Raw genomic sequence first — 26,953 nt, 5'->3', positions numbered from 1 at the left:
CTCTACTCCGCCGCCCGCGCCAAGCGGAATTCCCTGTGGTCGCGCTGGCGGCTTACCAGCAACATGAGCTGAGCCGAGGCGTCGCCGAGCAGCGCACGGTAATTGGCGATGCCGCGGACGAGATGATTGTAGATCACGACCGCCGGGATCGCCGCGACGAGACCGAGCGCGGTGGCGAGCAGCGCCTCGGCGATGCCGGGTGCGACCACCGCGAGGCTGGTGGTGTGGCTCTCGGAGATGCCGATGAAGGAATTCATGATGCCCCAGACCGTGCCGAACAGACCGACGAACGGCGCAATGGCGCCGATGGTCGCGAGCACGCCGGTGCCGCGCGCGATCTGCCGTGACATCGCCGCCTCGACCCGCTCCAGCCGCAGCGCCACCCGCTCCTGCAGGCCTTCGTCGAGCACGCCGCCGGAGAGCTCGGCCTCCCTGGCGCAGGACTGGATGAGCTGGGCGACGGCGTCGTGCCCGTCGCCGGCGCGTGCGGATGCCTCCGCCAGCGTCATATTGCCTTCGAGCGCGCGCGTCCGCTGCAAGGCGAGCGCGCCCTTGCGGCGCAGCTCGATGGTCTTGGCGAGCCACACCGTCCAGGTCACCAGCGAAGCGACGGCGAGCCCCACCATCACCGTCTTCACGATGATGTCGGCGCTGACGAACATGCCCCAGGGCGACAGATTGCGCGGCAGCAGGGCCTCGTCTATCGCAAGGGCCGGCGTCGACGCGAGCGCCAGCGCGATTGTTAGGATCACATGCCGAAGCCCAAAATTGCTCTGCATCCTGATCTCCCGACAGAGTGAAGCAAGTTATGCCGCGGGCGCGGGCACGATCCGGTCCGCAAGCTGCCGAAACCGCACCAGCTGATCCGCCCGCAGCGCCCGGGTCTCGTCGCGGCCGACGAAGACCTTGAACATGATGCCGCCGTCGGCGTTCACGAACGCGACGAACGCCGAAGTCTTGCCCATGAAGGGCCGCTCGACAAAGGCAACGGCCGCACAGCGCTCGTGGCGGAGATGGCCGTGCAGCCCCTTCGGCTGCATCAGGTTGAAATAGCCGCGGCCGATCTCGCCCGCGGGAACGGCGCCGGTGAACTCGAAGATCGCATCGTCCGTGTGCACGATCAGCGTGACCTCGCCCCATTCCGCGATGTCCTGCATGGCCGGGGCGAAATGCTCGCCGCCGCCCACACGCACCATCGACGACGGCAGCGCTTCGATCACCGCGCGCGGGGTGACCTTGCGCTCGCGCGCGACGTCCTCGATCACCGCGCCGGGATTGTCGGCCATATAGGCCTTGAGATCGGCGAGATCAGTACTCAGCATGTCCGGCTCCTCATCAAGCTGGCCGCCTCAGGCGGCCGCGTTCGCCTTGCGCTCGGTCATGATGACGTCGAATCCTTCGAACTTGGGATGGCCGAGATAGAGGCTCTCCCCGGTCTTGTTGTCGGCGCGCGCATGAGCGCGGCGGAATTCGTCCGAGCGCGTCCACGCCTCGAAGGCCGCCTTGTCGACCCACACGGTGTGGGAGGAATACAGCGTGTGGTCCTCGAGCACCGGCCCCTTGAGCAGGTGGAACTCGACGAAGCCGGCCATGCTGCCGAGATAGGATTCGCGCGTAGCCCAGACGGTCTCGAACGCGGCTTCCGAGCCGAGCTTCACCTGAAAACGATTCATTGCGATGAACATGAAAGTCACTCCTTCTGATCAAAACGAAACGCGCCGAAGCCGCGCTGGAGCATCAGCGCGGCCCGGCGGAGATGATGGGGTTAAGGCCCTGTCGGCTTACGCACCTCCAAAGTGGATTTTCATGCCGGCCTTGTAGACCCTGCCCGCTCCCGGGGCTGACCAAAGCACGTCGTTCTGCGACGTGCCATCGGTCGAGCTGCCCGGAATGGCGTAAGGCCGGTAGTACTGGTTCAGGAGGTTGTCGATCGAGGCGGTGAACACGATGTCCCTGGTCGCGTTGTAGGTCATGTACAAATTGACCAGCTCGTAGCCGGTCGCAGGAAGATAGTTGGCGGGTACATCGTTGTTGGCGCCGAACGAGGCCCACTGCGCCGACAGGATCAGCGTGCGGTCGAGCAGGCGGACGCCGCCGGTCGTAACGACCTTGCGCGGGGTGATGGTTGCGAGGCCGATATTGGTGGCGACGTTCTTGCCCTGGATGTAATGACCGGCGACGCCGATGAACCAGTCTCCGGCATCGTACATCGTTTCCGCCTCGAAGCCCTGGATCCGGGCATTGGCGATGTTCTGGTACTGGTAGAACTGACTGAACGAGCCGAACGGTGGCACCGGGACCGGCGCCGAAGCAACGAGGTCGATGTAGTCGCTGACGTCGTTGCGGAAGAGATTGATCTTGCCGCGGAAGGAGTCGTTGGCGCTGAAGATGTTGTCGTATTTCAGGTTGAAGCCGACTTCCTTGTTCTTGCCGACTTCGGGGCGAAGGTTCGGGTTGGGCAGGAAGCAGAACAGGCCGACCGTGCCGTCGGGACATGGGAAAAAGGCCGGTCCGCCGCCGGTCGCATGCGCACCTGAGATTACCGTCTCGGTGATGGACGGTGCGCGATAGCCTTCGGCATAGCTGACATAGGGCTGGAAGCCCGGGACGGGCGTCACGCCAAGGGTGATCTTTGGCGAGAAGCGGTCGCCGCCGGCGTGGGTATTACCGGAGTCCAGATCGTAGCGGTCATAGCGGATCGCGCTCACCGCCTCGAACCAGGTACTGTAGTTCTGCTTCAACTGAAGAAAGCCGCCCGATACCGTGCGGATGCCGCTCGGCGTGGTGATGTTGGAGTTGCCGCGGCTGTCGGTCGTCCTCACATCGTCCTGGAACGCGTCGACACCCCAGGTCAGCGCGTTACGCCAGTCGCCGACATTGAAGCGGGTGGTGTTGTTGGCATCGATACCGATTGTGTCGAGCACATAGCCACGCTTGTCGCCGACACAGCCCGAAATGTTGTTGCCGAAATTGCCCGCGCCGCAATAGGCCGCGCCTCCGGTTGAATAGTGATAGGTCTTGGTCTGGTCGTTGTCGACACGATTGCCGTAGATCGACATGTGCCAGTCGAACAGATTGTCGCTCGGCAGCGAGTAGTTCCAGGTGATGGTGCCGGTGTAATTCTTGGCGTCGGAGGCATAGACCGACGAGCCCTGATAGAGCGCGCGCTGTGCCGCTGTTGCCACCGGGCCGCGGTTGAACTGACCGATATCGTATTGGTAGTCCTGGAAGACGGCGCCGAGCTTGACCTCGTGACCGAGGGCCGGCCGCACCGTGAGCTTCATCAGTCCGGCCGCGACCTGATTGCCGGTGTTGCCGATCTCGGTGCCGTTGCCGTCCTTGTAATTGCCTTGCGTGCGGTAGACCGCGCCGCCGAAGATATCGACGTCGGGCGTGGCGCGGACGCCGCCGAACACCGAGCCGAGACCACGATTGTTGTTCGTGCCGTAGGAGCCGGAGAGATCGACACCCCAGCGCTCGCCGGGGCGCAGCACGTCGTTGATGTCCTTGGTGCGGAACGAGACGAGGCCGCCGATCGCGCCTGAACCGTAGATGTTGGCGGTCGGACCGCGCACGACATCGACGCCGCCGATCAATTCAGGATCGAGGAAGAACGAGCCATTGGCGTTGTGACCGGTGCGCTGGTAGTTCTGCCGCGCACCGTCGACGACGACCGCGACGCGACCGAAATCCTGCAAGCCGCGGACGTTGATAACGGTGGCAGGATCGTCGCCGCGCTCCTGGAACGACACGCCGGGCACGGCATAGAAGATACCTGACAACCGGTTGGGCTGAAGCCCTTGGATCTGGTCGAGCGAAATGGAGCTGACGGGCGCGAGTGAGTCGATCGCGCGCTCCTTGGTCTTCGTGGCGGCAGCCGTGATCGTATCGAGCGCCTGGACGCCGACAACCACCTGCGCGTGCGCATCCCGGACGCCGGCGCTGGCCTGTTGCTGATCGACTTGCGGCTTGGCCGGCTTCCGCTTCGCCTGCTTCGGCCGTTCCGCCGGCGCGCGGTGGGCTTGCGGCTCCGCGGTCTGTGCAAGACCGCTCTCCGTCATCATTGCCGCGATTGAAACCACCGACGCGCCCAAAATCAGGGCGCGCGAATACCTAGCCCCGTCAGCCATATTAGCCCCAGCCTGCATTTCACTTTTAGATTTGGCGTCTTCTGGCTGGCGTGCGTTCGCAACGCGAACGGCTGGCTGGCTAATTTTCTCAAGGCGCGGGCATGTTCCCCGTCGCCATAATTGGTTACGTGGCAACACTCTGACGGTCAATGACATCAGGTTGCAGTTTATATCGATTGTAAATTGCTGCCGTTGGAATGCGCTCCGCGCCGCCTATACAAACTAGCTGCACTCCACGGTCTCGAAAGCATCACACTTCACATGTCAGCAACGTCCGTAGACAACGATGGCAGCGCGGCTGAGACAGCAGGAAGCTCTTCTGCGACAACGAGAACCCTGACCATGCGTGGGAGCCAGATCGACAGCCGCGAGCTGTTCGCGGCCGCCCGCGAGATCATCATCGCGCATGGCGGGGACAGTTACCGGCTTCGCCTGACCTCGCAGAACAAGCTGATCTTGACGAAGTAATCCGCAATGACATTTTGTCGCACCCTCGCCAACCTCTTGCTCTCCAGCGGAATCGCGCTCGGGTCGGCCGCGCACGCCGCCGGCATCACAGTGCATGACGCGCGTAATCGCGACGTCGCCGTGACCGATTTCGCACGCACGGTCTCGATCGGCGGCGCCATCACCGAGATCCTCTATGCGCTCGGGCTCGAGAACCGGCTGGTCGGCGTCGACACCACCAGCCTTTATCCAGCGGCGGCGCTGCACGACAAACCCAATGTCGGCTACATGCGCCAGATCTCCGCCGAAGGCGTGCTGGGCCTCAATCCCACTTTGATCCTGGCGATCCAGGGCTCGGGTCCGCGCGAGACATTGGAGATCCTGGAAACGGCGAAAGTGCCGATGGTGCTGGTGCCTGACACCTTCTCCGAGGATGGCCTGATCGAGAAGATAAGACTGGTCGGCCATGCCATGGGCGTCGACGCACGCGCCGCGTGCCTGAGCGCCGCGGTCGGTGCCGATCTTGCGCAGCTTCGCGCGCTGCGCGCCAAGGTGACCAAGCCGGTGCGCGTGATGTTCGTGATGTCGCTCCAGAATGGGCGGGCCATGGTGGCCGGCCGCAAGACGGCGGCCGACGAAATCATCCAGCTCGCCGGCGCCGCCAACGCCGTCGACGATTTCGACGGCTACAAGATCATCGGCGACGAGGCGATCGCGGCGGCAAGACCCGAATTCGCGCTGTCGATCGAACGCGGCAAGGACTCGCTCCAGGCCGACGCGATCTATGCCCATCCCGGCTTTGCGCTGACGCCGGTCGCGGCCAACAAGAGCTTCATCACCATGGATGGGCTCTATCTACTCGGCTTCGGCCCCCGGACGGCGGCAGCGGCGCGCGATCTCTCCGTAAAACTCTATCCGGCCTTGGCCGCACCGGGCGATGCATTCACGTCGGCACTGTCGGCGGCGAATTGCCGGCAATGAGCGTGGCGATCGGGACTGAAGCGCGCAGCCCGGAACGACGCGCCAGCGCCAGACGACGGTCCGCATCGCTCGCGATCCCGCTCCTGATCGCGGTGCTCGTGCTCACCGCGATCGTGGCGCTGACCCTCGGCGCCGCCGGCATCCCCCTCTCCCGCCTGCCTGCCGCGCTCGGGCTATCAGGCGAGAGCACGGCCATGACGGCCCGCGACCAGCTCGTGCTGTGGTCGATCCGCATCCCCCGGATCGCGGCGACCGCCATGGTCGGCGGCCTGCTCGCCGCGGCCGGCGCGATCATGCAAGGACTGTTTCGCAACCCGCTGGCTGATCCCGCGCTGGTCGGCGTCTCCAGCGGCGGCGCGCTCGCAGCCGCAAGCGCGATCGTCTTCACCGATTCGCGCTTCGGCGAGACGCTGCGCTTTCTCCAGACCGAGCTGTTGCCGCTCGCGGCATTCGCCGGATCCCTGGCCACGACCGTCATCCTCTACGGCATCTCGAGCCGATCGGGCCGCACCTCGATCGCGATCTTCCTGCTTGCCGGCGTCGCCATCACCGCCATCGCCAATGCCGGCATCGGGCTGCTGGTCTTCGTCGCCGATGACCGCCAGCTCCGCGACATCACGTTCTGGCTGCTGGGCTCGATGAGCGGGGCGACCTGGACCAAGGCCGCCGTGCTCGCGCCGATCCTCGTCATCGGGCTTACCGCCTGCGCCTTCGTCGCACGCGGTCTCGATCTCCTGGTGCTCGGCGAGGCCGATGCCTTTCACAGTGGGGTCGACGTCGAGCGTCTCAAGCGGATCTCGATCGTCATGGTCTCCGCCATGACCGGCGTCGCGGTGTCGATCAGCGGCGTCATCGGCTTCGTCGGCATCGTCGTGCCGCATCTGCTCCGGCTCGTCATTGGACCGACACATCGGCTGCTATTGCCGGCTTCGGTCCTGCTCGGCGCGATCCTGATGGTCGGCGCCGACACGCTGGCGCGCACCATCGTGGCCCCGGCGGAGATGCCGATCGGCATTCTGACCGCGGCGGTCGGCGCGCCGGTCTTCCTCTTCATCCTGCTGCGGCAGCGCGGGCTCGCCTCGCTATGAGTGCCGTGATCGAGGCGCGATCCCTCAGCAAGCGCGCCGGCCGCGCGACGCTGCTCGATGGCGTCGGCCTGACGGCTGCGGCCGGCGAGATGGTCGCCATCATCGGTCCGAACGGCGCCGGCAAATCGACGCTGCTGCGGCTGCTCTCCGGCGATCTCCGGCCGAACGCAGGCGAGGTGCGCCTGAAGCAGCGCGACATCCGCAGCTTCACGCCGCGCGAGCTCGCCGCGCGCCGCGCGATGCTGTCCCAGCACATCAACGTCACCTTCCCCTTCACCGTCGAGGAGATCGTGCTGATGGGCGCCGGCGAGCGCAGCGCGCGTGAAGCAGGCTTGCTCGTCGACGCTGCCCTGGACGAGGTCGGCCTTGCACATTTCCGCGAACGGCAATTGCCGACGCTATCGGGCGGCGAGCAGCAGCGCGCCCATTTCGCCCGTGTCCTGGTGCAGCTCGCCTGCGGCGAGGCCGAGCATGGCCCGGGACTTCTGTTGCTGGACGAGCCGACCTCGAGCCTCGATCTGCGTCACCAGATCGATCTCGTCGAGGCGGCGCGCCGCCGCGCCGGCGGCGGCACGGCCGTGATCGCGATCCTGCACGACCTCAATCTCGCCATCCGTTTTGCCGACCGGCTCGTGGTATTGAACGGCGGCAGGCTCGCCGCTGATGGCTCGCGCGCCGATGTGATCACCCGCGAGACCATCCGCGACATCTTCGAGATCGACGCCGTGGTGCATCGGGATGACGGCGGCGTGCCCTATGTGCTGCCGCAATCGATGCAGGCGGTGCTCCTCACCTCTCCCCGGCGGGGAGAGGTCGGATTGCGCAGCAATCCGGGTGAGGGGCCGCAGCATTAAGTGAAGGCGTAACCCCTCACCCGGAACGCATCTTCGATGCGTTCCGACCTCTCCCTCCGGGAGAGGTGAAGGGCGCCGCCTACCCCGCCGGAGCGATCACCATGCTCTTGTCCTTTGGCCAGCGGACGCGCCAGGCGAAGTTGATATCCTTGACCTCGCCCGGCTTGGCGTCGAACGACCATTCCAGCACGCCACGCTTGTCACGGATATCTTTTGCCGTGGGCGGTGTGGTCGCGGGCAGCATCTCGACCACGATGTCCTCGCTCTCGCTGACCGGCAACTGATCTTCGATCGCAACCTTGATCGGGAAGTCGTGACCGTTGCGGATGGTGGTCTTGAACGAACGCTCGTCGGTCTTCGACGTCGTGACCAGCAGGCCGGCAGAGCCCTCGTTGCGCTTGAGCACAGCGCGCTCGATCCGAACCTTGTCGTCGGCGCCGAAGCCGAGCCGCACGATGTCGTCCTTGGCGGAAGCCGAGATCTTGCCGCGACCGACAAAGACGCCGTCGCGATAGATCGCGACCTTGCCGGGCAGCAGGGTCGTGTCATCCGTCTGCTTGAAGCTGGCTTCGAGGAAAGCGGTCGGGTCGATCACCGGCGCGGCGCGGACAGCCAGGTCGGCGGGCACGGTCATCGCCGCGATGCGCAGGCTCTTGGCGCCCTCGGCGGCGCCGAGGCTGACGCGGCCGGGAATTTTGAAGGTGGCCTGGAAGTCGCCGATCTCGGCAATTGCCTGCTGTTCGTCGGCGCGTTCGCGCGGTTCGGCCGCTTCCGCAACCTTGGGCATCGCTTGGCGTGCCATCGGCGCAGGCCGCGCCAGATCCGAGGCCGTGCCGAGCGCCAGCGGCTTCGGCACCTGCGGATATTGCGCGACGAGTGAGCCGAGCTCCGGCGCGCTGCCGCCGCGACTGATGCGAACCGTGGAGACGCCGAGCGTGACGTTGGACCAGTCCTCCCCGGTCGATTGCGTGATCTCGGCGCGACGGACCAGCTCCAGTTGCGGCTTGCGGTCCTTGGCGCCGGTGTCCAGCCGGGCGTCATAGAGCGGCAGCCAGCGCGCATTGCGCACATTGTAAGTGACCCGCAACGTCGCCTTGGTCGCGGCCGGCGCGGCAATGTCCATGCGAACCTCCAGCTTGCTCGCCGGCTTGGCCTTGCGCTCGGCCTCGAGCTGAGCGATCTGACGATCGATCTCGCGCAATTTGCGCGTCGCGTCACGGATGGCCGTATCGGCGCTCGCAATTTCCTCACCGACCGCCGCAAAGGCCGCGCGCCATTCGGCGATCGGACGGGCCTCGCCCTTCTCGCCGATGCCGACGGGAGACGCTTCTGCAAAGTGCTCCGCGAACTTGCGGCGGGCATTGGCCGAGTCGATCGCGCCTTGCAGGTCGGCGCGCTGGTCGTTCAGGGCTTCGAGCCGCTTTTCCAGCTCGGGCAGATTGACCGGCGCCGCACGAGGCGGCCCCGCATCGATCGTGCCGATGGTGAGTTTGGCTCCGCCTTCACCCTCGACCCGGATGGAGGACGTATCGAGGGCCAGCGGAAAGTCCCTGGCGACCAGCGTCGAGTCCCCGGATGGCAGGTCGACCGTGATGATGCGGGTAACGGTGGCGCCATCGGGATAGACGGTGACGGTGTCGATGGCCGAACTGGTGTCCAATTCGGCGGCCCATGACGGCGATGCCGTCGCCATGGTCACCAGAACCAGGCTCGTTGTCGCCAAACATCTTGCGGTGATGCGCATAAAGTCCCTCCTGCCAGCTCGCCGCGCCGCCAGCCGGACGCACGCGATCAAATGCCTCGCCAACTTGGTTGGACGCGGCAGGGAAGGAACTGGTTCGATTGGGGTTTCCTTGGGGCGCCGCTGCGGCGGCACCAAGGCTGTGGAACGCGGTCCCGCGGCAGTCTCAGGCCTGGGTCGGCGAGCCCTGGCCGAAGATGCGCCGGAGCAGATCGGTCACGTTCTTCGCGCCAGCCTTCTTCAGGATGCCGGCGCGGTAGCCCTCAACCGTCCGCGCGCTCAGATGCATGCGGCGGGCGATCTCCTTGTTGGTCAGGCCGGCGGCAAGGTGCTCGAGCACGTCGACTTCGCGCGCTGTCAGCGGCTCGCGGCCGGGCAGCCAGCGTTGCCGGCTCGCGCCGGGTTGCGTGAATTCGTCGATGGCGGCATCGATCCGATCGACGATGTCATGGGTGCGGAACGGCTTCTCGATGAAATCGGCCGCACCGCTCTTGATGGCGTCGACTGCCATGGCGATGCTGCCATTCGCCGAGGTCACCAGCACCGGTGCCATGCAGTTTTCCTCACGCAACCGCCTGAGCATGTCGAGGCCGGAGCGATCGGGCGGCAGCTCCATCAGCACGCAAGCCGGCATCCGCGCCCTTGCCTCGGACAACAGAGACGCACCGTCAGCGAAACAGATCACATCATACGCGCTCTGTTGGAGCGCAGTCGAAAGTTGTTCGCGGGAGGCAGCGTCGGTGTCGATGACGAATACCTCACCCTTGGAAAGCATGTTTCCCGGCATAATCCGATCCAGCAATGTCTTGTCAAAATGGCCCGAGACGGCAGCGGGCCCCATCGCCCAGCTGCGCCGTCATGAGCACGGCATTCACGCCAGTGCTTCGGTTTCCCTTATGTACGTTCCGGCTGGTTCCTGGATTTGACGGATCGGGACAGAAACTTTACCTTTCGGGACATCTGCGGGAATGGCTGGCAGGAACGGTTCGCATGACCGACCTCGTTCGCAGCGCAGGCTTGAGCTATTACCCGGAAGTTGCCCGGTCGGTCGGGCTCGATCCCAGACAGATGATGCGCAAGGCCAGGCTGCCGCTGGCCTGCCTCGACAAGCCAGACACCCCGATTGCCGTCGCCGGCCTGCGCCGTCTGCTCGAATTGTCGGCAGCGGCGTCCGGCGCCGAAGATTTCGGCTTGCGTCTCGCCGAGCGCGGCGGCCTGACCAATTTCGGCGCGGTCGGCCTGATCGTGCGCGAACAGGCGACCGTCGGCGAGGCGATCGAAGCGTTCTCGCGCTTCATCCATGTCCATCATGACGGCATGCGGCTGGACGTTGCGCGCGGCAAGCAGACCGTGACCGTCACGCTGCACTTACGCGGCCGTCGGCCGAGCGCGCCGCGTCAGTCGATCGACCTGGCACTCGGCAGCGTCCACCGCATCATCCAGTCGCTGTACGGGCACGACTGGCGGCCGCAGGAGGTCCATCTGCACTATCGGCCGCCACACGATCGCAAGCGCTATCGCGACTTCTTCGGCTGCCGCGTCACCTTCAACGCGGAGGACAATGCGATCCTGCTGTCCGCGCACGACATGGCGCGCCGGATTCCGAGCGCCCATCCGCTGATCGCGACTTATCTGCGCAAGCGGATCGAGGCGATCGAGACACGCCCCGCGAGTTGGGAGGGGAAGGTCGACGAGGTCGTGCGCACCCTGCTCGCCGGCGGCGACTGCACGGTGGAGCGCGTCGCCGAGCATCTCGCCTGCACCCGACGCACCATCCACCGCCACCTCGCCGCTTCAGGCACCAGCTTCTCTTCCATCCTCGATGCGCAACGCGCGGCCCTCGCGACCCAGCTGATCGACGACCCCGGCCGACCGCTGGCCGACATCGCGGTGCAGCTTGGTTTCTCCGCGCAGAGCGCCATGGCCCGCTGGTTCCGCGGCCGCTTCGGCTGCACCATCACCGACTGGCGCAAGGGCGTGCGACCACAGGCAGCGCCGCCCGATGCGCCCTCGGCGACCGCAGCTTGATTTCAGCGCGCCGGCGCGGGCACGCCCATCGTGGCGAGGGCGCGCCGCCGGCTGCCGGCCAGCAGCGGGCCGAACGCAACGGCAAATCCAAGGAACGCGACGAGCCAGCCGCAGGCGGCGATGTGCAGCAACACATCGCTCTGCGCGGGAAGCACCACGGCAGCGACCCGGGCCAGAGCCGCTATGATGATCGCAGCATAGATTCCCTGAATCGCCGGCGAAGCCGTCAACGCCTGTCCGGTATGGCCGAGGCTCGCGCGGGTCATCACAGCGAGCGTCATGGTTCCCGCCGCACCCGTCATCCAGGCGTGGATGCCGGCGCTTGGCGGCAGCGTTCCGAGAACCGCCAGGGCGTGCAGGATGAAGCCGAACGGCACGAAGACGTAGCCGACATGCAGGATCACCAGCAGCCGCTCGCGGAAAGTGCGATCGCCGGCCCAGCGCGCAAGCCGCACCAGATGCAGCCCGCCGACCAGCGCCATCAGAACACCGGTGACGACATTCAACGGTGCCACAACCCACGAGATGAGCGCGAGCGCGCTCAATCCGATCACTGCGCCGTCGAAGCGTCCGAACGGCACCGGCAGACGGCCGGGATTGAACTTGACCAGCCAGTTGCGGGTGAAGCTCGGAATGATGCGGCCGCCGATCAGCGCGATCAGCAGCATGACCACACCGATGCCGACGCGGATGCTGACGTCGGCCACGCCCTGGTCATGCGCCTCGATATGAAAAGCGACATTGCCGGCGAGCAGAACAGACACCAGCCCCACCACCGGCAGGTTGCGCCAGTTGCCGCCCGCGATGATCTCGCGCGCCGCGGCGGCGATGACCAGCGTCAGGAAGGCGGCATCGACGAGCAGCGCAGACGCCCAGCCGATATCGGCCGACAACGTCACCGCGATACGCCCGGCAAGCCAGACGATCAGCAGCGCCCCCAGCGAGGTGCCCTGGATCGGCAGCCGCCCGGTCCAGTTCGGAATGGCCGTGAACAGGAACCCGGTGATGACAGCCGGCAGAAAGCCATAGAGCATCTCGTGGACGTGCCAGTCGCGCGGCGCGAATGCGGATCCCACCGACAATTCGCCATAGAACATCGGCAGCCAGGCCAGGATCGACAGCCCCGCCTGGATCGCGGCGAGCAGGAAAAAGGGCCGAAAACTGTTCGCAAACAGCGGCCAGCCCTGAAGATTGCGGGATCGGGCGCCAGCCATGGGGTTACTCCAATAAATTTAGACCGTTGTCTGGAAAAATACTGCCAGCCGGCCGTCCCGTTTTGCGCTATCGCAAACTATCGGACGATTGCAGATGCCATCACACGCCCCAGCGTCAAGGAGGCAGAATGGCCAAGGTCGACACATCGCTGGTTGCGCATTTGCCGCTGTTTGCCGGGGTCACGCCGGAAGCTCTCGACGAGATCCTGCGTGAGGCCCGTTCGGCGCGTTATCCCAAGAACAGCGCCATCTTCGAGCAGGGCGCGGGCGCACAATCCTTCTTCCTGCTGCTGCACGGCCATGTCCGCGCGGCCAAGACCTCGCCGACCGGCGAGCAGATAGTGGTGCGCTATGTCGCGCCCGGCGAAACCTTCGGGCTGGCCATGGCGATCGGTGCCACGCGGTATCCGGCGACGGCGATCGCGGTCGAAGACAGCGTGGTGCTGATCTGGCCGATTTCGGCCTGGCCCCGGCTGGTCGAGCGGTTTCCCTCGCTGGCCGCCAACACGCTCCAGACCGTCGGCACGCGCCTGCAGGAGAGCCACACCCGCATTCTGGAAATGTCGACCCAGCAGGTCGAGCAGCGCGTCGCGCATGCGCTGCTGCGCCTCGCCAAACAGTCCGGCAAGAAGCTCGACCACGGCATCGAGATCGACTTCCCGATCAGCCGTCAGGACATCGCGCAGATGACCGGCACCACGCTGCACACCGTCAGCCGCATCCTGAGCGGTTGGGAAAGCCAGGGCCTCGTCGAGAGCGGCCGACAGCGCATCATCCTGCGCGATCCGCACGGGATCGTCGTATTGGCGGAGCGGAACGCCGACAGCGGGCCGGCGTGAGCCAGGAATAGGGGTGAGGGGCGCTTCCGCTTACGGCGCAAGCCGTCCCTCACCCGGGAATCCGCGCGCGCCCGCGCGAATTCCAGACCGTTTCACGCCGGCACGCAATCGCACAACGCGGCGAGGAATTTGTCGCGGTCGATGCCGTGCTCGCGGCAGGCGTCATCCACCGTGTGGAAGGTTGCGATCGGGCAACCGACACAAGCCATCCTGAAGGCCAGAAACACGCGGATCGTGTGCGGCTCCGTACGCATGATGTCATCGACCAGATCGTCGGATCCAAAAGACATGGACAACTCCGTTCCGAAACGACGATAGCAGAACGGGCCGGAGTCTCCTTGTCGAAGCGCAAGCTGGCGGCGGCTTCCTTCGCCCTCGAGAGCGAGCGAGGCAACTACACAGCGCGGCTGTGCAGCTGCTTTGCCGGATTGAGATGCGCATCGAACGCGGCGGCGACGCTCCGGACCAGGAAGCGCGAATCTTTGGCGACTGCGAGGCGATTGCCGTCCAGCCTGACGACGCCGTCGGAGATCAGCGGCTTCAGACGCGCCGCCGAGCTCAGCATCGTCCCCGCCTCCGCGCCATGGCGCGCGCAGATGTCGCCGAGGTCGGCGCTGAATTCGCACATGATCCGTTCGATGATATCAGCGCGCAGCCGGTCGTCATCGGTGAGCCCATAGCCCTTCGCGGTGGCGAGACGGCCGGCGGCGATGCTCTGCGCATAGGCGCCGATCTGCACCTCGTTCTGGACGTAACCCTGCGGCAGATGCCCAATCGCGCTCGCGCCGAAACCGATCAAGACTTCACCCTTGTCGGTGGTGTAGCCCTGAAAATTGCGCCGCAGCGTCCGCTCCTCGAAAGCCACCGCCATGGAATCGTCGGGCCGAGCGAAATGATCGAGCCCGATCTGCAAGTAACCGGCTTCCATCAGCGCATTGGCGATCGCGCAGGCCTGGTCGTGGCGCGCAAGCCCGTCAGGCAGCACGGCCTCGTTGATCATGCGCTGGTGCTTCTTGAAATCAGGCACATGAGCATAGCCGAACACGGAGAAGCGATCGGGCGCGAGCGCGAGGCTGCGCCGAACGGTATCCAGACACGACGCGACGGTCTGGTGCGGCAACCCATAGATCAGGTCGAAATTGATTCCCGCGATACCGGCTCGGCGAAGCATGTCGACCACGGAAGCTGTCTGCTCAAAGCTCTGCACGCGGTTGATCGCCCGCTGCACCACGGGATCGAAGCCCTGCACGCCAAGGCTCGCGCGGTTGACGCCGGAGAGCCGCATCGCCTCGACCATGTCGGCGGTCAATGTGCGGGGGTCGATCTCGACCGCGATCTCGGCCGAGGGCAGCACGAAGAACTTCTGGCGCATCGTCGCCATCAACTCGACGAAAGCCTCCGGCGCCATGATCGTCGGCGTGCCGCCGCCGAAATGGATGTGCTCCACCTTGATACGGCGGCCGATGGTTTCGGCGGCCAGGACGATCTCGTTGCGCAACGTCCGCTGATAGCCGGCGATGAGCTCGTCGCGGCGGACGATCTGGGTATGACAGCCGCAATACCAGCACATCTCGCGGCAGAACGGCACGTGGAGATAGAGCGAGGCGCTGGCGCCCGCGGGCAGTTCCGCCAGCCACTGGGCGTAGGCACCTTCGCCGATCGCCGGCGAGAAATGCGGTGCGGTCGGATAGCTCGTGTAACGTGGCAATCGTTCTTCGCCGTAGCTTGCCGCGAGATCAGCTCTCATGTCTTACCCATTCGTATCTTCCGCCGTGTGCAGGCATCACGGCAAATCACGGAATGCATTCCACTAACCGGATTCGCGGAGGCGACCTTGCGCTCGCGCAAAGTCGACCGCGGAGGTGAATCCGGCAAAAGCTTGTCGCAGCGCAAACACTCTTGCCGCAACAGGCGCACACTGCATCCGTCATCAAAACCTTTTCACATGAAGGATGCTTCCGATGTTCACCCGCAGAGCCGCATTGATCGGCGCCGCCGCGACCGCCCTGATGTTGGCGACCCCGGCCTTCGCCGCCAGCGATCTCAAGCTGCCGCGTCAGAAGGTCGAGCTGGTCGCTCCGCCCTTCGTGCATGCGCACGAGCAGGCCACGACGCAGGGCCCCAAGATCGTCGAGTTCACGATGACGGTCGAGGAGAAGAAGGTCGTCGTCGACGACAAGGGCACCACCTTCCAGGCGATGACGTTCAACGGCTCGATGCCGGGACCGCTCATGGTCGTGCACGAGGGTGACTATGTCGAGCTGACGCTGGTCAATCCCGCGACCAACACCATGCCGCACAACATCGACTTTCATTCCGCGACGGGCGCGCTGGGCGGCGGCGAACTCACGCTGATCAATCCCGGCGAGCAGGTGGTGCTGCGCTGGAAGGCGACCAAGACCGGCGTGTTCGTCTATCACTGCGCACCGGGCGGCCCGATGATCCCCTGGCACGTCGTCTCCGGCATGAATGGCGCCGTGATGGTGCTACCGCGCGACGGGCTCAACGACGGCAAGGGCCGCGCGCTGAAATACGACAAGGTCTACTACATCGGCGAACAGGACATGTACGTGCCGCGTGACGAGAAAGGCAATTTCAAGTCCTACGAGTCGCCGGGCGAAGCCTTCACCGACACCGAAGAGGTGATGAAGAAGCTGATCCCGACCCATGTCGTGTTCAACGGCAAGGTCGGCGCGCTCACCGGCAAGAACGCGCTGACTGCCAAGGTCGGAGAGAACGTGCTGATCGTGCATTCGCAGGCCAACCGCGACAGCCGCCCGCATCTGATCGGCGGCCACGGCGACTATGTCTGGGAGACCGGCAAGTTCGGCAATGCACCGGAGGTCGGGCTCGAGACCTGGTTCATCCGGGGCGGCTCGGCGGGAGCGGCGCTCTACAAGTTCATGCAGCCCGGCATCTACGCCTACGTCACGCACAATCTGATCGAAGCCGCCGATCTCGGCGCCACCGCGCACTTCAAGGTCGAAGGCAAGTGGAACGATGATCTGATGACCCAGGTGAAGGCGCCCGCTGAAATACCGCCTGCCAGCACCAACTAGACGCGACGAGGGGCCGGTCATCACCGGCCCCTTCTTTCTTCGGGGAATGACGATGCTGATCGCATTCAAGCTCAAACTGGCACTCGCCTGCGCCGCCGGGCTCGCAGGGCCGATCGCGATGGCGCCGCTGGTCTCGGACATGGCGGTCCACGGCACGGCGGCTGAGCCTGCGATCGTCAGGGTTGCGCCGGGCAGCCAGTCCTATCGCGAGGCCGGCGATTTCACACGCGGCGGGCAGCAGGCGGAGGCGCCGCTGCGCGCGATGCGCGTCGACCGGCCGCTGCACATCATGCGTAACCAAGTCTCGTCATCCGATTATCAGCTTTGCGTGCAGGATGGCGCCTGCCGCGCGCTCGATCGCGACGTGGCGGTCGCCCCCGATCGCCCCGCAGTGCAGGTGAACTGGCACGACGCCGAGGCCTATGCGGGCTGGTTGTCGCGCAAGACGGGCCAGCATTACCGCCTGCCGAGCGATGCGGAAAGGGCTTTTGCAGCCGGCTCCAGGTTCAAGGACGACGGCGCGCCGGTCGACGCGGACGATCCTTCAAAGCGCTGGATCAGCCGCTACGAGCGCGAAGCCGAGCGCGACCTCTCCGACACCACGGCCTATCCGTTTGGCAAGTTCGGCCCGAACGAACACGGCGTCGAAGATCTCGCCGGCAACGTCTGGGAGTGGACCTCGACCTGCTTCGTACGCTCGCGCGTCGACGCATCAGGCAATGCCGGCCGCCCGACCGTGAACTGCGGCGTGCGTGTCGCCGAGGGCGCCCACCGCGCCTATGTCACCGATTTCATCCGCGATGCCCGCGCCGGCGGATGCGCCCAGGGCGTGCCGCCCGCCAATCTCGGCTTCCGCCTGGTGCGCGAGCAGGCGTCGTGGGTGGCGAGCGTGTCGGCAAGGTGGGGCAAGGTGCGGGCAGCGAGGTCGTGAACGCGTAGCCCGGGTGAGCGAAGCGACACCCGGGGAAGGTCCCATATATCGCTTCACTCATCGGGCTACTCGCCGCATTGCGAGCGCAGCGAAGCAATCCATGATTTCTCCGCGGAAACAGCCTGGATTGCTTCGTCGCAAGAGCTCCTCGCAATGACGCGATTGAGGTGCGCGCCTGCCCCTCAGCCGTCACTGCCTGCGCGGCGGATCAAATCTCCCGTGTGAACATGCGAAAGCCGGGCGCGCCGATGATCGCCTCGAACGCGGGATCGCGCTTCTCCTCCGCAAAGACAAATCCGGCCTTGGCGTAGGCGCGCTCGGCGGGTTCGTTGCCGATCAGGAACGATATCGTCGCCTGGGCAAATCCCGCCGCCCGTCCCTTGTCCAGCGCGTGCGCGATCAGCGCCTGGACCAGACCGCGGCCGCGGTATGCGGGATCGGTTGCGACATGCTCGATCATCCAGTCGCCCTCGCCGCCCTGAACCCAGCAGGCGCCGGTGTAGGCGCCGCGTCGCCGGACTGCCTCGAGCTCCGGCGCAGCGAGCCCGGTCGCCGCCGCGACCTCCTCGATCGCGCGCCAGGCCGCAGGTCCCGTACCGGCGGCGGGCAGCGCGCACAGCGCCGCGGCCGGCGTGCCGTCGACATCGGCGACCAGGAATTGCGAGACGTGCCACATCGAGACGGTGCGGGCGACCGCGACGCGCGCGACGAAATCGCGGCACTGCGCTTCGGGCCAGCCGAGCGCGACGTCGAACCAGCCGCGCGGCCGGTAGCCGCGCTGCGACGACAGGATGGTTCTTGCGATGAAATCGGCGTCCTCGGGACGCGCTGACCGGATCGTCATGCGCGCCCCCTTTTACGAAGACCCTAGCTGTTCTTCAGCGCGACGCGGAACTCGGCTTCGGTCTTGGCCTTGACCTCGTCGAGCGAGACGCCGTCGGCGAGCTCGATCAAGGCCATGCCACCGTCGCCGTGCTTGTCGATGGTGAAGACGGCCAGATCCGTGACGACCATGTCGACCACGCGCTCGCCGGTCAGCGGCAAATTGCACTGCTTCAGCAGCTTCGGGCCGTCCTTGGCCGAATGCTCCATCACCACGACGACGCGCTTGACGCCGGCGACGAGATCCATCGCGCCGCCCATGCCCTTGACCATCTTGCCGGGGATCATCCAGTTGGCGAGATCGCCGTTCTGGGCCACCTGCATGGCGCCGAGGATCGACAGATCCATGTGGCCGCCACGAATCATGCCGAAGGAATCCGCGCTCGAGAAATAGGAGGTCGAGGGCAGCTCGCTCACGGTCTGCTTGCCGGCGTTGATCAGGTCCGCGTCCACCTCGTCTTCATAGGGGAACGGGCCCATGCCGAGCATGCCGTTCTCGCTCTGAAGGCTGACGTCCATGCCGTCGGGGATGTAGTTCGAGACCAGCGTCGGGATGCCGATGCCGAGATTGACGTAGTAGCCGTCGCGCAATTCCTTCGCGGCGCGCGCGGCCATCTGTTCACGGGTCCAGGCCATCTTAGTCTCCTGATCTCAAGCTGCCGTGCGCGGGCGGGTGTTGCGGAATTCGATGCGCTTCTTGGCCGAGCCGACCTCGACGATGCGCTTCACGAAAATGCCGGGCGTGTGGATGTGGTCGGGATTGAGTTCACCCGCCGGAACCAGATGCTCGACCTCAGCCACCGTAATCTTGGCGGCGGTCGCCATCATCGGGTTAAAGTTACGCGCGGTCTTGCGATAGATGAGGTTGCCGGCGGTATCGCCCTTCCAGGCATGCACGATGGCGAGGTCGGCGAACAGGCCGCGCTCCATCAGGTATTTTTCGCCGTCGAATTCCTTCACTTCCTTGCCTTCAGCGATCAGCGTGCCCACACCGGTCTTGGTGTAGAAGGCCGGGATGCCGGCGCCGCCGGCGCGGATGCGCTCGGCCAGCGTGCCCTGCGGATTGAATTCGAGTTCCAGCTCGCCGGCGAGGAATTGCTGGGCGAACAGCCTGTTCTCGCCGACATAGGACGAGATCATCTTCTTGATCTGCCGGGTTTCCAGGAGACGGCTGAGCCCGATGCCGTCGACGCCGGCATTGTTGGAGACCACCGTCAGGCCCTTGACGCCGGACTCGCGGATCGCGTCCGACAGCTCCTCGGCGATGCCGCAGAGGCCGAAGCCCCCCGACATGATCATCATGTTGTCTTTCAGAATGCCTGACAGAGCCGACTTGGCGTCGGGATAGACCTTGTTCATGCAAATGACCTTCGACTGAACCTTCGGCTTGCGGGGGCGTCGCGCCTTATTGGCGGCGATTATTAGGCGAAATCCTCCGAAGCCGTCAATGATACGGGGTTCTCCGTCCCGTCCCGGGGTGATAGAAGCTGCCCACGCCATGGGCAGAATCGTCCGCGGCCTTGAAAGCGACAAGAAAACCCATCAAGTTGCGGCACTTAACATAATAGGGCTTGGGCGTGGGCATGCTGGTTTCCCGGCCCGCCCTACGACCAACCCGATCAGGACATGCCATTGACCATGGCCCAAGGAATGAAGCGCCTCGGGACGCCGATCGCGGCGCTGCTCGGCGTGGCGCTGATCGCCCTGATCGCGACCTCCTGGCTCATCAACCGCGACGCGCTGCGCAAGGCGGTCGAAGCGCAGATCCGCGACGTCACCGGGCTCGAGCTCAATGTCGCAGGCAGCATCGACATCTCGCTGCTGCCGGCAAGCTACATCTCCTTCCGTGACGTCGGCCTCAAGGGCGGCGGCACCAGCGATCCCGTGCTCCGTGTCGAGGTGCTCACCGCCAATCTGCGGCTGCTGCCGCTCTTGCTGCAACGGTTCGAGATCGCCGACCTGACGCTGCTGCGGCCGCGCATCCATGTCAGCCTGAAGCCGGACGGCGAGAGCAACTGGACGCCCTTCATCCAGACCATCGCGCGCACGATGAAGCCAGGGGCCGAGAACCAGATCTCGTTCTCCGAAATCCGGCTCCAGGACGGCGTGCTCGAGTACGAGGACGCCGCTACCCACGCCACCGAGCAGTTCGACGACATCGACCTGTCGCTCGCCTGGCCCTCGATCTCGCGCTCCTTCGCCGCGACCGGACAGTTCGATTGGCGCGGCGAACGCGTCGACGGCACGATCAGCTTCTCCGATTTCGCCGCCGCCCTCTCCGGCGAGCGCTCGGGGCTGAAGGCGCGGATCGCCAGCGCACCGCTCAAGCTCGCCTTCGACGGCAGCGTCGCCAACCGCACCAGCCCGATGATGGAAGGCACGCTCACCGTCGACAGCCCGTCCTTGCGCAATGCGCTGCGCTGGACCGGGCAGCCGCAGCCCGCCAGCGGCGGTTTCGGCCGCTTCGCACTGAAGGCGCGCGCCAACGTGGTCGGGGCCTCGATCGCGCTCACCAACGTCAATGTCGAACTCGACGGCAACGCCGCCGAGGGCGTCATGACCTATGCCAATAACGGCCGGCAGACGCTGCAGGCGACGCTTGCCGCCGACGCGCTCGACTTCACACCTTATATCTCCACCTTCCGCCTGCTCGCGAGCGGCGCGCGCGACTGGAACAGGCAGCTGTTCGATCTCCAGGGATTGTCGACCACCGACCTCGACATGCGCCTGTCGGCGGCAAAGCTGACGGTCGGGCCGACGAAGCTCGGCCGCACCGCGATCGGCGCCAATTTGCGCAACGGCACGCTGGCGCTCTCGGTCGGCGAAGCCCAGGTCTATGGCGGGATCGCCAAGGGCTCGTTCGGCATCGCGCGCTCCGACACCGTCGCCGACATCAAGGCGCAATTCCAGTTCACCGACGTCGATCTCCAGGCCTGCGCCACCGAGCTGTTCGGCCTCAACAAGCTGTCCGGACGCGGCAACATCAACGTGTCGCTGCTCGCCTCGGGCTCGAGCCCGTTCGGCCTCGTGCAGTCGCTCGACGGCAGCGCCACCGTCACCGGACATGACGGCGCGATCTCGGGCTTCAACGCCGAACAACTCCTGAAGCGCCTGGAGCGGCGGCCGTTGTCGGGCGGCGGCAATTTCCGCAGCGGCTCGACGCCCTATAACAATCTCACCATTGCGGTGAAATTTTCCGACGGGATCGCCACCGCCGAGGACATCCGCATCGAAGGGCCGGCGGCGAAGATCACGCTGACCGGCACCGCCTCGGTGCCGACACGCGAATACGACATGAAGGGCGTGGCGAGCCTCAATACGACGTCCGGCTTTCAATTGCCCTTCATGGTGCAGGGCCCCTGGGACGATCCGCTGATTTTCCCAGACCCTGAAAGCCTGATCCGGCAATCGCCCGCGGCGTCTCCCTTCCTCGATCTCCTGAAGCAGCGCATCACCGGAGGCGGAAAGCGCCCCGCGCAGGACGGATCGCCGACGGCGGAGAATGCCAAGGAAAACGCCAAGTCCAACTGAGGCAAGATCCGGCGCGGCGTCACGCGGCCGATTGGGTCGTCGAAATCCAGCTCTTCTCCTCCCGCACTAGGGGCGCTGCAGCAATCGTCGGCGCGGCCGCGACCGCAGGCGTGCTGCCCTGGCCGAGTTCACGGACCAACACCTCGCGGTCACAGGCGTTCTCCCACAGCGAAATGGTGATGGACGCGACGCAATTGCTGATCATGCTGGTCAGCGCCCGCGCCTCCGACATGAAGCGGTCGATGCCGACGAGCAGGGCGACGCCCGTCACGGGCAGATCCGGCATCACGGAGAGCGTCGCGACGAGCGCGACGAAGCCGCTGCCGGTGACGCCGGCCGCACCCTTGGACGTCAGCAGCATCAGTCCGAGCATCGCCGCGATCTGCCCCCATGACAGGTGAATGTCGCAGGCCTGCGCGATGAAGATGGAGGCCAGGGTGAGATAGATGGCGCTGCCGTCCAGATTGAAGGAATAGCCCATCGGCAGCACGAGCCCCGAGACGCCTTTGCGGCATCCGAGCTGCTCCAGCTTGCGCAGCGCACCCGGCAGCGCGGGCTCCGAGGACGATGTGCCGAGCACGATCAGCAGTTCTTCCCTGAAGTAGCGGATGGTCTTCCACAGGCTGAAGCCGTTCAGCCGCGCCAGCGTGCCAAGCACGACCACCACGAAGATGGAGCAGGCGAGATAGAATGTCAGGATCAACAGTCCGAGCGAGCCAATCGAACGGACGCCGTAGCGGCCAACCGTGAACGCCATGGCGCCGAAGGCGCCGAGCGGCGCGAGCTTCATGATGAAGCCGAAGGACACGAACAGCACGTGAGAGAACGAGGCGACCGCCTTTGTCACCACGACACCACTATCGCCGGCACGACTGAGGCCAAAAGCGATCAGGATGGAGATCAGCAGGACCGGCAGTACTTCACCATCGGCGAACGCTCCAAAGAACGAATGCGGAATAATGTGCAGCATAAAGTCCGCAAATCCGGTCACCCCTGCCTGCTTGGTGAATTTCGCAGCCACCGACGGATCCAGCGTACTGACGGAAACGTGCATGCCCACGCCCGGCTGGATCAGCGACACCGCGGCCAGCCCGGCCAGCAGCGCGAGCACGGTCAGCAGGTAAAACAGTGCCATGGATTTCACCAGCGTACGGCCGACCTCCCGGGAATCGCTGATGCTGTTGATGCCGCTGACGATGGTGCAGAACACGATCGGTGCGATCATCATCTTGACCAGCTTGACGAAGCCGTCGCCAAAGGGCTTCAGCGCAGCACCAAATTCAGGCCAGAAATGGCCCGTGAGGACGCCTAGCACGAGGCCAATCAGCACCTGGACGTAGAGAATCCGGTAGAATGGCTTTCGCGGCTCACCGCTCGTGGACCCAGCCGATGCTTGCATCTGCATTCACGTTTCTCCCATGGCTTTGATTTTTCTTGGTGGCTTCGCAGGCGATGTGGCTCAGGCCGCCAGGACCGAATGAGGCACGTGGGCCCGGCGGGCGAAGACGTGGCCCTCGAAGATTCGCCGGGCTGTCCGCAGCACCCGGGCAACCGGTCCGGGCTCCAGCCTGACGACGAGCCGGCCAGAGGGATGAGCGAGCGTGATCGGCACCGGCGGTGCCAGCGGTCCGACCATCTCGGCGGCGATCGTTCCGGGCGTGACGCATGCAGTCGCAATCGCGACAGCGCCGGTCACCGCCAGCGCGCTATGGCAGTCGTGCGGCATGAAGTACCTGACGTTCAACGTCGCCCCGCTCGCGGGCGCGATCAGGACCGGCTTCGGGATCACCATCGACGCGGGATTTGGAAAACCCATCCGGCGTCCGGCCTCGATCCGCAAGTCCTCGAGGCGCGCGCGGAAGCTGCTGTCGGCAAAGTCCGAGGGAGCCTCGCGCCCGCTCCATCCCAGATCCGCCGCACGGACCAGCATGACCGGCATCGCCGCGTCGAGACAGGTCACGTCGATACCCTTGATGCTGTCGACGGCTCGTCCGGTCGGCAGGAGACGACCGGTGCGTGCGCCGGCCGCGTTGGGGAACGACAGCTCGATGGGTGCGGCCGTCCCCGGCACACCGTCGATCTGCGCCTCGCCGTCGTAGGTCACCCGGCCTCCCGGCGTGGCGACCGTCGCGTCGATCAGCTTGCCGGTGTTGACGTTGTGGATGCGCACATGGGTGCGATCTGCGGTGGTGGCGACGAGGCCAGCCTCGATTGCGAACGGCCCCACCGCCGCCAGCATGTTTCCGCAATTTGGCGAGGTATCGACGATGCCTTCACGAACACGCACCTGGGCGAACAAATAGTCGACGTCGGCGCCAGGCACCGATGCCGGTCCAACGATCGCGACCTTGTTGATGACGGCATTGCCGCCACCGATCCCGTCGATTCCCAGGTCGTGTCCACCTCCCATCACGGACAGCAGGACGGCGTCACGCGACCTCGCGTCGGCCGGAAGATCGCGGGCCAGGAAGAACGGCCCGCGCGAGGTACCTCCGCGCATGACCACACAGGGAATGGCAATCTGATCGTTCATGGAGCTGTTCCGTTCGGCAACAACTTCGCGCCGGCCAGAGCAATCCCGCGGCAGAACTCTTTTGTGAAATGCAAATATCCGAGGTATTATTTCGTAAATCGGTATAATTGGAGGAGCCATGAACGCGGAACTGCTCGACCTCAAGGCTTTCATCACCGTGGCGGAGACGGGAAGCTTCGTCCGCACCGCTCGGGCACTGAATCTGTCACAGCCCGCGCTCAGCAGGCGCATCCAGAAGCTGGAAGAGGGCCTCGGTGCGCCGCTGCTCGAACGCTCGACGCGCCACGTCAATCTCACCATGACGGGCCGCGACTTCCTGCCAAAGGTGCGCCGCCTCATCGACGAGTTCGAGACCTCGGTGCTCGCCATCCAGGATATCGGCGCGCGAAGTTCAGGCCTGGTCTCGGTGGCGGCGGTGCCGACCGCGGTGTTCTACTTCCTGCCGCGCGCGATCGGCCGGTTTGCCGAAGCTTATCCGCGCATTCGCGTCCGCATTCTGGACATCGGTGCCAATGAGGGCCTGGAAGCGGTCGCACGCGGCGAAGTCGACTTTGGAATCAATTTCATTGGTGCTTCGCACGCCGAAATCGAATTTGAGAAACTGGTCGAGGATCCTTTCGTGCTGGCCTGCCGCCATGACCATCCGCTGGCATTGCGCAAGCAGGTCAGCTGGCCGGAGATCGTGCCGCACCGGGTCATCACCGTGGGCCGCAACAGCGGCAATCGTGCGCTGATCGACAATGCGCTGGCGCGACACGGCCTGCAGCTGAACTGGTCCTATGAAGTGGCTCACCTCTCCGGTTCGCTTGGCCTGGTCGAAGCAGGCCTCGGCATCGCCGTGCTACCGAAGCTCGCGACTCCCGCGGCCGGCCATCCGATCATTCAGACCATTCGCCTGATCGAGCCGGAAGTGTCGCGGACGATCGGCATCGTGCGGAGGCGCGGAGCGACTCTGTCCCCTCATGCCAGCCAGTTTCTCAAGATGCTGCTCGAAGCCTGGCGCTCGCCTGCTCGGACCAGCGGGCAAGGCAAGCCACGCGCGCGATCGGCTGACACGAGCCCGAATGCCACATCGAGCAGCCCCAGAGGGAAACGCTGATCAGGCCAAACACCACGAGGCGAATTGATTGGCATGTATTGATGCGGCCTTTGGATCGATACGCGAATTCGCATCTCCACAGCCTCGCGCCAACCGCGACATAGGTCTGACAAGAAGCCGCTAGATCGGATGACGGCCATGCGCTAGTGTTTTCTACGACCGGTTAAAAACACCGGCCGTTTGAGGGAGAAAAACGTGAAATCCAAGGTTATTGGCGCAGTATCACTGGCGGTCGCTGCGGCCGGGCTGTTTGCAGCCGCTGCACCCGCATTTGCGCAGCAGAAGACGATCACGGTCTGGTGGGGCAAGGGCTTTTATCGCTCCGAAGACGACGCACTGATCGAGACGATCAAGAAATTCGAAGCCAAGACCGGCATCAAGGTCGAATTGTCGCAATACGCGATCCAGGACATGATTCCGAAGACGGTCGCCGCGCTCGATGCCGGCACCGTGCCCGATGTCGCCTATTCCGACTCCTACGACGTCCAGGCGCAGGGCAAGTGGGCCTATGAGGGCAAGCTCGAGGATCTCTCCGACGTCATGGAGCCGATCAAGGGCCGGTTCGTGCAGAACACGCTCGATGCGTCGATCCTCTACAACGACGTCGCCAAGAAGAAAGCCTATTACGGCTTCCCGTTGAAGCAGCAGAGCATGCACGTCCAGATCTGGAACGACATGCTGGAGAAGGCCGGCTTCAAGGTGGCCGATATCCCGAACGACTGGACCGGCTATTGGACGTTCTGGTGCGACAAGGTGCAGCCGGCGATCCGCAAGGCCACCGGCCAGCGCATCTATGCCGTCGGCCAGCCGATGGGCGTGGAATCCACCGACGCTTTCCAGTCGTTCTACACCTTCATGGACGCCTATCACGTCAAGCTGGTCGACGATGACGGCAAGCTCACGGTCGATGATCCCAAGGTTCGCGAGAACCTGATCAAGGCGATGAAGGACTACACCGACACCTACATCAAGGGCTGCACGCCGCCGTCCTCCACGACCTGGAAGGATCCCGACAACAACGTCGCCTTCCACAACAAGACCATCGTGATGACCCACAACTTCACGATCTCGATCGCGGCGAAGTGGTTTGAGGATTCCTCGAACCAGGCGCTGACGCCAGAGCAGCGCGAGGCCGGCAAGAAGGCCTATGAGCAGGACATCATCACGGCGTCCTTCCCCAAGGGGCCGGATGGTTCGACCATCCGCTACCGCTCCGACGTCAAGACCGGACTGGTGTTCACCGCGGCCAAGAACAAGGCCGAGGCCAAGCAGTTCATCAGCTTCCTGCTCCAGGAAGAGAACGTCCGTCCCTATATCGAGGGCGCGCTCGGCCGCTGGTTCCCGGTGACGAAGGAAAGCCAGGAAAGCCCGTTCTGGCAGGCTGACAAGCACCGCAAGGCCGTCTACACGCAGTTCAAGGGCGGCACCGCGGCGTTCGACTTCACCAAGAACTGGAAGTTCACGATCCTCAACAACGAGAACGTGTGGGCGAAGGCGATGAACCGCGTGGTCAGCGAGAAGGTTCCGGTCGACAAGGCCGTCGACGAACTGATCGCCCGCATCAAGCAGGTCGCGGGTTAAAATAGCCCGCCGCTC

Annotated in this window: 25 protein-coding genes; 11 read left to right on the top strand and 14 right to left on the bottom strand. The window is 65.0% G+C overall.

Going from position 1 to position 26,953, the window contains the following annotated elements; translation table 11 throughout:
- Positions 1 to 2 precede the first annotated feature (2 nt).
- From exbB to IVA79_RS11285, 4 genes are all read right to left on the bottom strand, one after another.
- A complete protein-coding gene (gene exbB, locus IVA79_RS11300; protein ID WP_247552840.1) occupies positions 3 to 779 on the bottom strand; it encodes a tonB-system energizer ExbB in 777 nt (258 codons plus the stop codon).
- Positions 780 to 806: 27 nt separating this feature from the next.
- Positions 807 to 1,322 (bottom strand): heme utilization cystosolic carrier protein HutX, encoded by a 516-nt coding sequence (hutX, locus tag IVA79_RS11295; protein WP_247552837.1) that lies wholly within the window; start codon positions 1,320 to 1,322, stop codon positions 807 to 809.
- 27 nt (positions 1,323 to 1,349) lie between these two features.
- Positions 1,350 to 1,685 carry an antibiotic biosynthesis monooxygenase gene (locus IVA79_RS11290; protein ID WP_247552835.1) on the bottom strand — a complete coding sequence of 112 codons (336 nt, stop codon included), beginning with the start codon at positions 1,683 to 1,685 and terminating at the stop codon, positions 1,350 to 1,352.
- Between the two features lie 96 nt (positions 1,686 to 1,781).
- Complete coding sequence (locus tag IVA79_RS11285; RefSeq protein WP_247552833.1) at positions 1,782 to 4,148, bottom strand: TonB-dependent hemoglobin/transferrin/lactoferrin family receptor; 2,367 nt, start codon at positions 4,146 to 4,148, stop codon at positions 1,782 to 1,784.
- Between the two features lie 243 nt (positions 4,149 to 4,391).
- Here IVA79_RS11285 and IVA79_RS11280 point away from each other — a divergent pair, with 243 nt between their 5' ends.
- The 4 genes from IVA79_RS11280 to IVA79_RS11265 are packed head-to-tail and all read left to right on the top strand — an operon-like array spanning position 4,392 to position 7,500.
- The gene (locus IVA79_RS11280) at positions 4,392 to 4,598 is read left to right on the top strand and encodes a hemin uptake protein HemP (protein WP_247552831.1); all 207 of its coding nucleotides are present in this window, start codon (positions 4,392 to 4,394) and stop codon (positions 4,596 to 4,598) included.
- 6 nt (positions 4,599 to 4,604) lie between these two features.
- Positions 4,605 to 5,558: a hemin ABC transporter substrate-binding protein gene (locus tag IVA79_RS11275; RefSeq protein ID WP_247552829.1), complete on the top strand. Its 954-nt coding sequence runs from the start codon at positions 4,605 to 4,607 to the stop codon at positions 5,556 to 5,558.
- Positions 5,555 to 6,646 carry an iron ABC transporter permease gene (locus IVA79_RS11270; RefSeq protein WP_247552827.1) on the top strand — a complete coding sequence of 364 codons (1,092 nt, stop codon included), beginning with the start codon at positions 5,555 to 5,557 and terminating at the stop codon, positions 6,644 to 6,646. Before IVA79_RS11275 ends, IVA79_RS11270 begins: the two co-directional genes overlap by 4 nt.
- A complete protein-coding gene (locus IVA79_RS11265; protein WP_247552825.1) occupies positions 6,643 to 7,500 on the top strand; it encodes a heme ABC transporter ATP-binding protein in 858 nt (285 codons plus the stop codon). Before IVA79_RS11270 ends, IVA79_RS11265 begins: the two co-directional genes overlap by 4 nt.
- A gap of 79 nt (positions 7,501 to 7,579) precedes the next feature.
- On the opposite strand, the gene IVA79_RS11260 is transcribed toward IVA79_RS11265, so the two are convergent.
- On the bottom strand, positions 7,580 to 9,244 hold the full coding sequence (locus IVA79_RS11260; protein WP_247552823.1) for a mucoidy inhibitor MuiA family protein: 1,665 nt from the start codon (positions 9,242 to 9,244) through the stop codon (positions 7,580 to 7,582).
- A gap of 163 nt (positions 9,245 to 9,407) precedes the next feature.
- Positions 9,408 to 10,028: a response regulator gene (locus IVA79_RS11255; protein ID WP_247552821.1), complete on the bottom strand. Its 621-nt coding sequence runs from the start codon at positions 10,026 to 10,028 to the stop codon at positions 9,408 to 9,410.
- 203 nt (positions 10,029 to 10,231) lie between these two features.
- Here IVA79_RS11255 and IVA79_RS11250 point away from each other — a divergent pair, with 203 nt between their 5' ends.
- The gene (locus IVA79_RS11250; protein WP_247552818.1) at positions 10,232 to 11,269 is read left to right on the top strand and encodes an AraC family transcriptional regulator; all 1,038 of its coding nucleotides are present in this window, start codon (positions 10,232 to 10,234) and stop codon (positions 11,267 to 11,269) included.
- A gap of 2 nt (positions 11,270 to 11,271) precedes the next feature.
- Here the strand turns inward: IVA79_RS11250 and IVA79_RS11245 are convergent, their stop codons facing one another.
- Positions 11,272 to 12,483, bottom strand: coding sequence for an NnrS family protein (locus tag IVA79_RS11245; protein WP_247552816.1), 1,212 nt, complete (start codon positions 12,481 to 12,483; stop codon positions 11,272 to 11,274).
- Positions 12,484 to 12,611: 128 nt separating this feature from the next.
- On the opposite strand from IVA79_RS11245, the gene IVA79_RS11240 reads away from it, so the two are divergent.
- Positions 12,612 to 13,322 (top strand): Crp/Fnr family transcriptional regulator, encoded by a 711-nt coding sequence (locus IVA79_RS11240; protein ID WP_247552814.1) that lies wholly within the window; start codon positions 12,612 to 12,614, stop codon positions 13,320 to 13,322.
- 92 nt (positions 13,323 to 13,414) lie between these two features.
- Here the strand turns inward: IVA79_RS11240 and IVA79_RS11235 are convergent, their stop codons facing one another.
- Both IVA79_RS11235 and hemN read right to left on the bottom strand, forming a co-directional pair.
- Positions 13,415 to 13,612: a DUF1858 domain-containing protein gene (locus IVA79_RS11235; RefSeq protein WP_247552812.1), complete on the bottom strand. Its 198-nt coding sequence runs from the start codon at positions 13,610 to 13,612 to the stop codon at positions 13,415 to 13,417.
- 104 nt (positions 13,613 to 13,716) lie between these two features.
- Positions 13,717 to 15,069 carry an oxygen-independent coproporphyrinogen III oxidase gene (gene hemN, locus IVA79_RS11230; protein WP_247552810.1) on the bottom strand — a complete coding sequence of 451 codons (1,353 nt, stop codon included), beginning with the start codon at positions 15,067 to 15,069 and terminating at the stop codon, positions 13,717 to 13,719.
- A gap of 214 nt (positions 15,070 to 15,283) precedes the next feature.
- Here hemN and nirK point away from each other — a divergent pair, with 214 nt between their 5' ends.
- Together nirK and IVA79_RS11220 are read left to right on the top strand one after the other, a co-directional pair.
- Positions 15,284 to 16,381, top strand: a complete 1,098-nt coding sequence (gene nirK / locus IVA79_RS11225) for a copper-containing nitrite reductase (RefSeq protein WP_247552808.1) — start codon at positions 15,284 to 15,286, stop codon at positions 16,379 to 16,381.
- Positions 16,382 to 16,433: 52 nt separating this feature from the next.
- Positions 16,434 to 17,312, top strand: a complete 879-nt coding sequence (locus tag IVA79_RS11220) for an SUMF1/EgtB/PvdO family nonheme iron enzyme (RefSeq protein WP_247552806.1) — start codon at positions 16,434 to 16,436, stop codon at positions 17,310 to 17,312.
- 208 nt (positions 17,313 to 17,520) lie between these two features.
- On the opposite strand, the gene IVA79_RS11215 is transcribed toward IVA79_RS11220, so the two are convergent.
- The 3 genes from IVA79_RS11215 to IVA79_RS11205 are packed head-to-tail and all read right to left on the bottom strand — an operon-like array spanning position 17,521 to position 19,553.
- Entirely contained in the window at positions 17,521 to 18,156 is a 636-nt protein-coding gene (locus IVA79_RS11215) for a GNAT family N-acetyltransferase (RefSeq protein WP_247552803.1), read from the bottom strand.
- Between the two features lie 23 nt (positions 18,157 to 18,179).
- The gene (locus IVA79_RS11210) at positions 18,180 to 18,830 is read right to left on the bottom strand and encodes a CoA transferase subunit B (RefSeq protein ID WP_247552801.1); all 651 of its coding nucleotides are present in this window, start codon (positions 18,828 to 18,830) and stop codon (positions 18,180 to 18,182) included.
- A 15-nt stretch (positions 18,831 to 18,845) separates the two neighbouring features.
- Positions 18,846 to 19,553 (bottom strand): CoA transferase subunit A, encoded by a 708-nt coding sequence (locus tag IVA79_RS11205; RefSeq protein ID WP_247552799.1) that lies wholly within the window; start codon positions 19,551 to 19,553, stop codon positions 18,846 to 18,848.
- 279 nt (positions 19,554 to 19,832) lie between these two features.
- Here IVA79_RS11205 and IVA79_RS11200 point away from each other — a divergent pair, with 279 nt between their 5' ends.
- Positions 19,833 to 21,725 (top strand): AsmA family protein, encoded by a 1,893-nt coding sequence (locus IVA79_RS11200; RefSeq protein WP_247553013.1) that lies wholly within the window; start codon positions 19,833 to 19,835, stop codon positions 21,723 to 21,725.
- 19 nt (positions 21,726 to 21,744) lie between these two features.
- Here the strand turns inward: IVA79_RS11200 and dctA are convergent, their stop codons facing one another.
- Both dctA and IVA79_RS11190 read right to left on the bottom strand, forming a co-directional pair.
- Complete coding sequence (dctA, locus tag IVA79_RS11195) at positions 21,745 to 23,130, bottom strand: C4-dicarboxylate transporter DctA (protein WP_247552797.1); 1,386 nt, start codon at positions 23,128 to 23,130, stop codon at positions 21,745 to 21,747.
- Positions 23,131 to 23,184: 54 nt separating this feature from the next.
- Positions 23,185 to 24,258: a 4-oxalomesaconate tautomerase gene (locus IVA79_RS11190; RefSeq protein WP_247552795.1), complete on the bottom strand. Its 1,074-nt coding sequence runs from the start codon at positions 24,256 to 24,258 to the stop codon at positions 23,185 to 23,187.
- Positions 24,259 to 24,376: 118 nt separating this feature from the next.
- Between IVA79_RS11190 and IVA79_RS11185 the strand changes: the two genes are divergently transcribed.
- Positions 24,377 to 25,357 (top strand): LysR family transcriptional regulator, encoded by a 981-nt coding sequence (locus tag IVA79_RS11185; RefSeq protein WP_247552793.1) that lies wholly within the window; start codon positions 24,377 to 24,379, stop codon positions 25,355 to 25,357.
- A 195-nt stretch (positions 25,358 to 25,552) separates the two neighbouring features.
- Entirely contained in the window at positions 25,553 to 26,938 is a 1,386-nt protein-coding gene (locus IVA79_RS11180) for an ABC transporter substrate-binding protein (RefSeq protein WP_247552791.1), read from the top strand.
- Positions 26,939 to 26,953: the final 15 nt, after the last annotated feature.

Source organism: Bradyrhizobium sp. 138 (assembly GCF_023074075.1).
In the GTDB taxonomy this organism is placed as follows: domain Bacteria; phylum Pseudomonadota; class Alphaproteobacteria; order Rhizobiales; family Xanthobacteraceae; genus Bradyrhizobium.
The sequence above is the reverse complement of the archived record's forward strand: the minus strand, read 5'-3'. Positions and strand labels throughout refer to the sequence as shown.

Excerpts from the sequence above, each read along its gene's own strand:
- IVA79_RS11215 (WP_247552803.1), bottom strand. The coding sequence starts at position 18,156 with ATGACGATCCGGTCAGCGCGTCCCGAGGACGCCGATTTCATCGCAAGA.
- IVA79_RS11255 (WP_247552821.1), bottom strand. The coding sequence starts at position 10,028 with ATGCCGGGAAACATGCTTTCCAAGGGTGAGGTATTCGTCATCGACACC.
- nirK (WP_247552808.1), top strand. The coding sequence starts at position 15,284 with ATGTTCACCCGCAGAGCCGCATTGATCGGCGCCGCCGCGACCGCCCTG.
- IVA79_RS11270 (WP_247552827.1), top strand. The coding sequence starts at position 5,555 with ATGAGCGTGGCGATCGGGACTGAAGCGCGCAGCCCGGAACGACGCGCC.
- IVA79_RS11190 (WP_247552795.1), bottom strand. The coding sequence starts at position 24,258 with ATGAACGATCAGATTGCCATTCCCTGTGTGGTCATGCGCGGAGGTACC.
- IVA79_RS11275 (WP_247552829.1), top strand. The coding sequence starts at position 4,605 with ATGACATTTTGTCGCACCCTCGCCAACCTCTTGCTCTCCAGCGGAATC.
- IVA79_RS11285 (WP_247552833.1), bottom strand. The coding sequence starts at position 4,148 with ATGCAGGCTGGGGCTAATATGGCTGACGGGGCTAGGTATTCGCGCGCC.
- exbB (WP_247552840.1), bottom strand. The coding sequence starts at position 779 with ATGCAGAGCAATTTTGGGCTTCGGCATGTGATCCTAACAATCGCGCTG.
- IVA79_RS11290 (WP_247552835.1), bottom strand. The coding sequence starts at position 1,685 with ATGTTCATCGCAATGAATCGTTTTCAGGTGAAGCTCGGCTCGGAAGCC.
- IVA79_RS11240 (WP_247552814.1), top strand. The coding sequence starts at position 12,612 with ATGGCCAAGGTCGACACATCGCTGGTTGCGCATTTGCCGCTGTTTGCC.
- IVA79_RS11250 (WP_247552818.1), top strand. The coding sequence starts at position 10,232 with ATGACCGACCTCGTTCGCAGCGCAGGCTTGAGCTATTACCCGGAAGTT.
- IVA79_RS11265 (WP_247552825.1), top strand. The coding sequence starts at position 6,643 with ATGAGTGCCGTGATCGAGGCGCGATCCCTCAGCAAGCGCGCCGGCCGC.
- IVA79_RS11210 (WP_247552801.1), bottom strand. The coding sequence starts at position 18,830 with ATGGCCTGGACCCGTGAACAGATGGCCGCGCGCGCCGCGAAGGAATTG.
- IVA79_RS11220 (WP_247552806.1), top strand. The coding sequence starts at position 16,434 with ATGCTGATCGCATTCAAGCTCAAACTGGCACTCGCCTGCGCCGCCGGG.
- hemN (WP_247552810.1), bottom strand. The coding sequence starts at position 15,069 with ATGAGAGCTGATCTCGCGGCAAGCTACGGCGAAGAACGATTGCCACGT.
- IVA79_RS11185 (WP_247552793.1), top strand. The coding sequence starts at position 24,377 with ATGAACGCGGAACTGCTCGACCTCAAGGCTTTCATCACCGTGGCGGAG.
- IVA79_RS11245 (WP_247552816.1), bottom strand. The coding sequence starts at position 12,483 with ATGGCTGGCGCCCGATCCCGCAATCTTCAGGGCTGGCCGCTGTTTGCG.
- IVA79_RS11235 (WP_247552812.1), bottom strand. The coding sequence starts at position 13,612 with ATGTCTTTTGGATCCGACGATCTGGTCGATGACATCATGCGTACGGAG.
- IVA79_RS11280 (WP_247552831.1), top strand. The coding sequence starts at position 4,392 with ATGTCAGCAACGTCCGTAGACAACGATGGCAGCGCGGCTGAGACAGCA.
- IVA79_RS11200 (WP_247553013.1), top strand. The coding sequence starts at position 19,833 with ATGGCCCAAGGAATGAAGCGCCTCGGGACGCCGATCGCGGCGCTGCTC.
- dctA (WP_247552797.1), bottom strand. The coding sequence starts at position 23,130 with ATGCAGATGCAAGCATCGGCTGGGTCCACGAGCGGTGAGCCGCGAAAG.
- IVA79_RS11260 (WP_247552823.1), bottom strand. The coding sequence starts at position 9,244 with ATGCGCATCACCGCAAGATGTTTGGCGACAACGAGCCTGGTTCTGGTG.
- hutX (WP_247552837.1), bottom strand. The coding sequence starts at position 1,322 with ATGCTGAGTACTGATCTCGCCGATCTCAAGGCCTATATGGCCGACAAT.
- IVA79_RS11205 (WP_247552799.1), bottom strand. The coding sequence starts at position 19,553 with ATGAACAAGGTCTATCCCGACGCCAAGTCGGCTCTGTCAGGCATTCTG.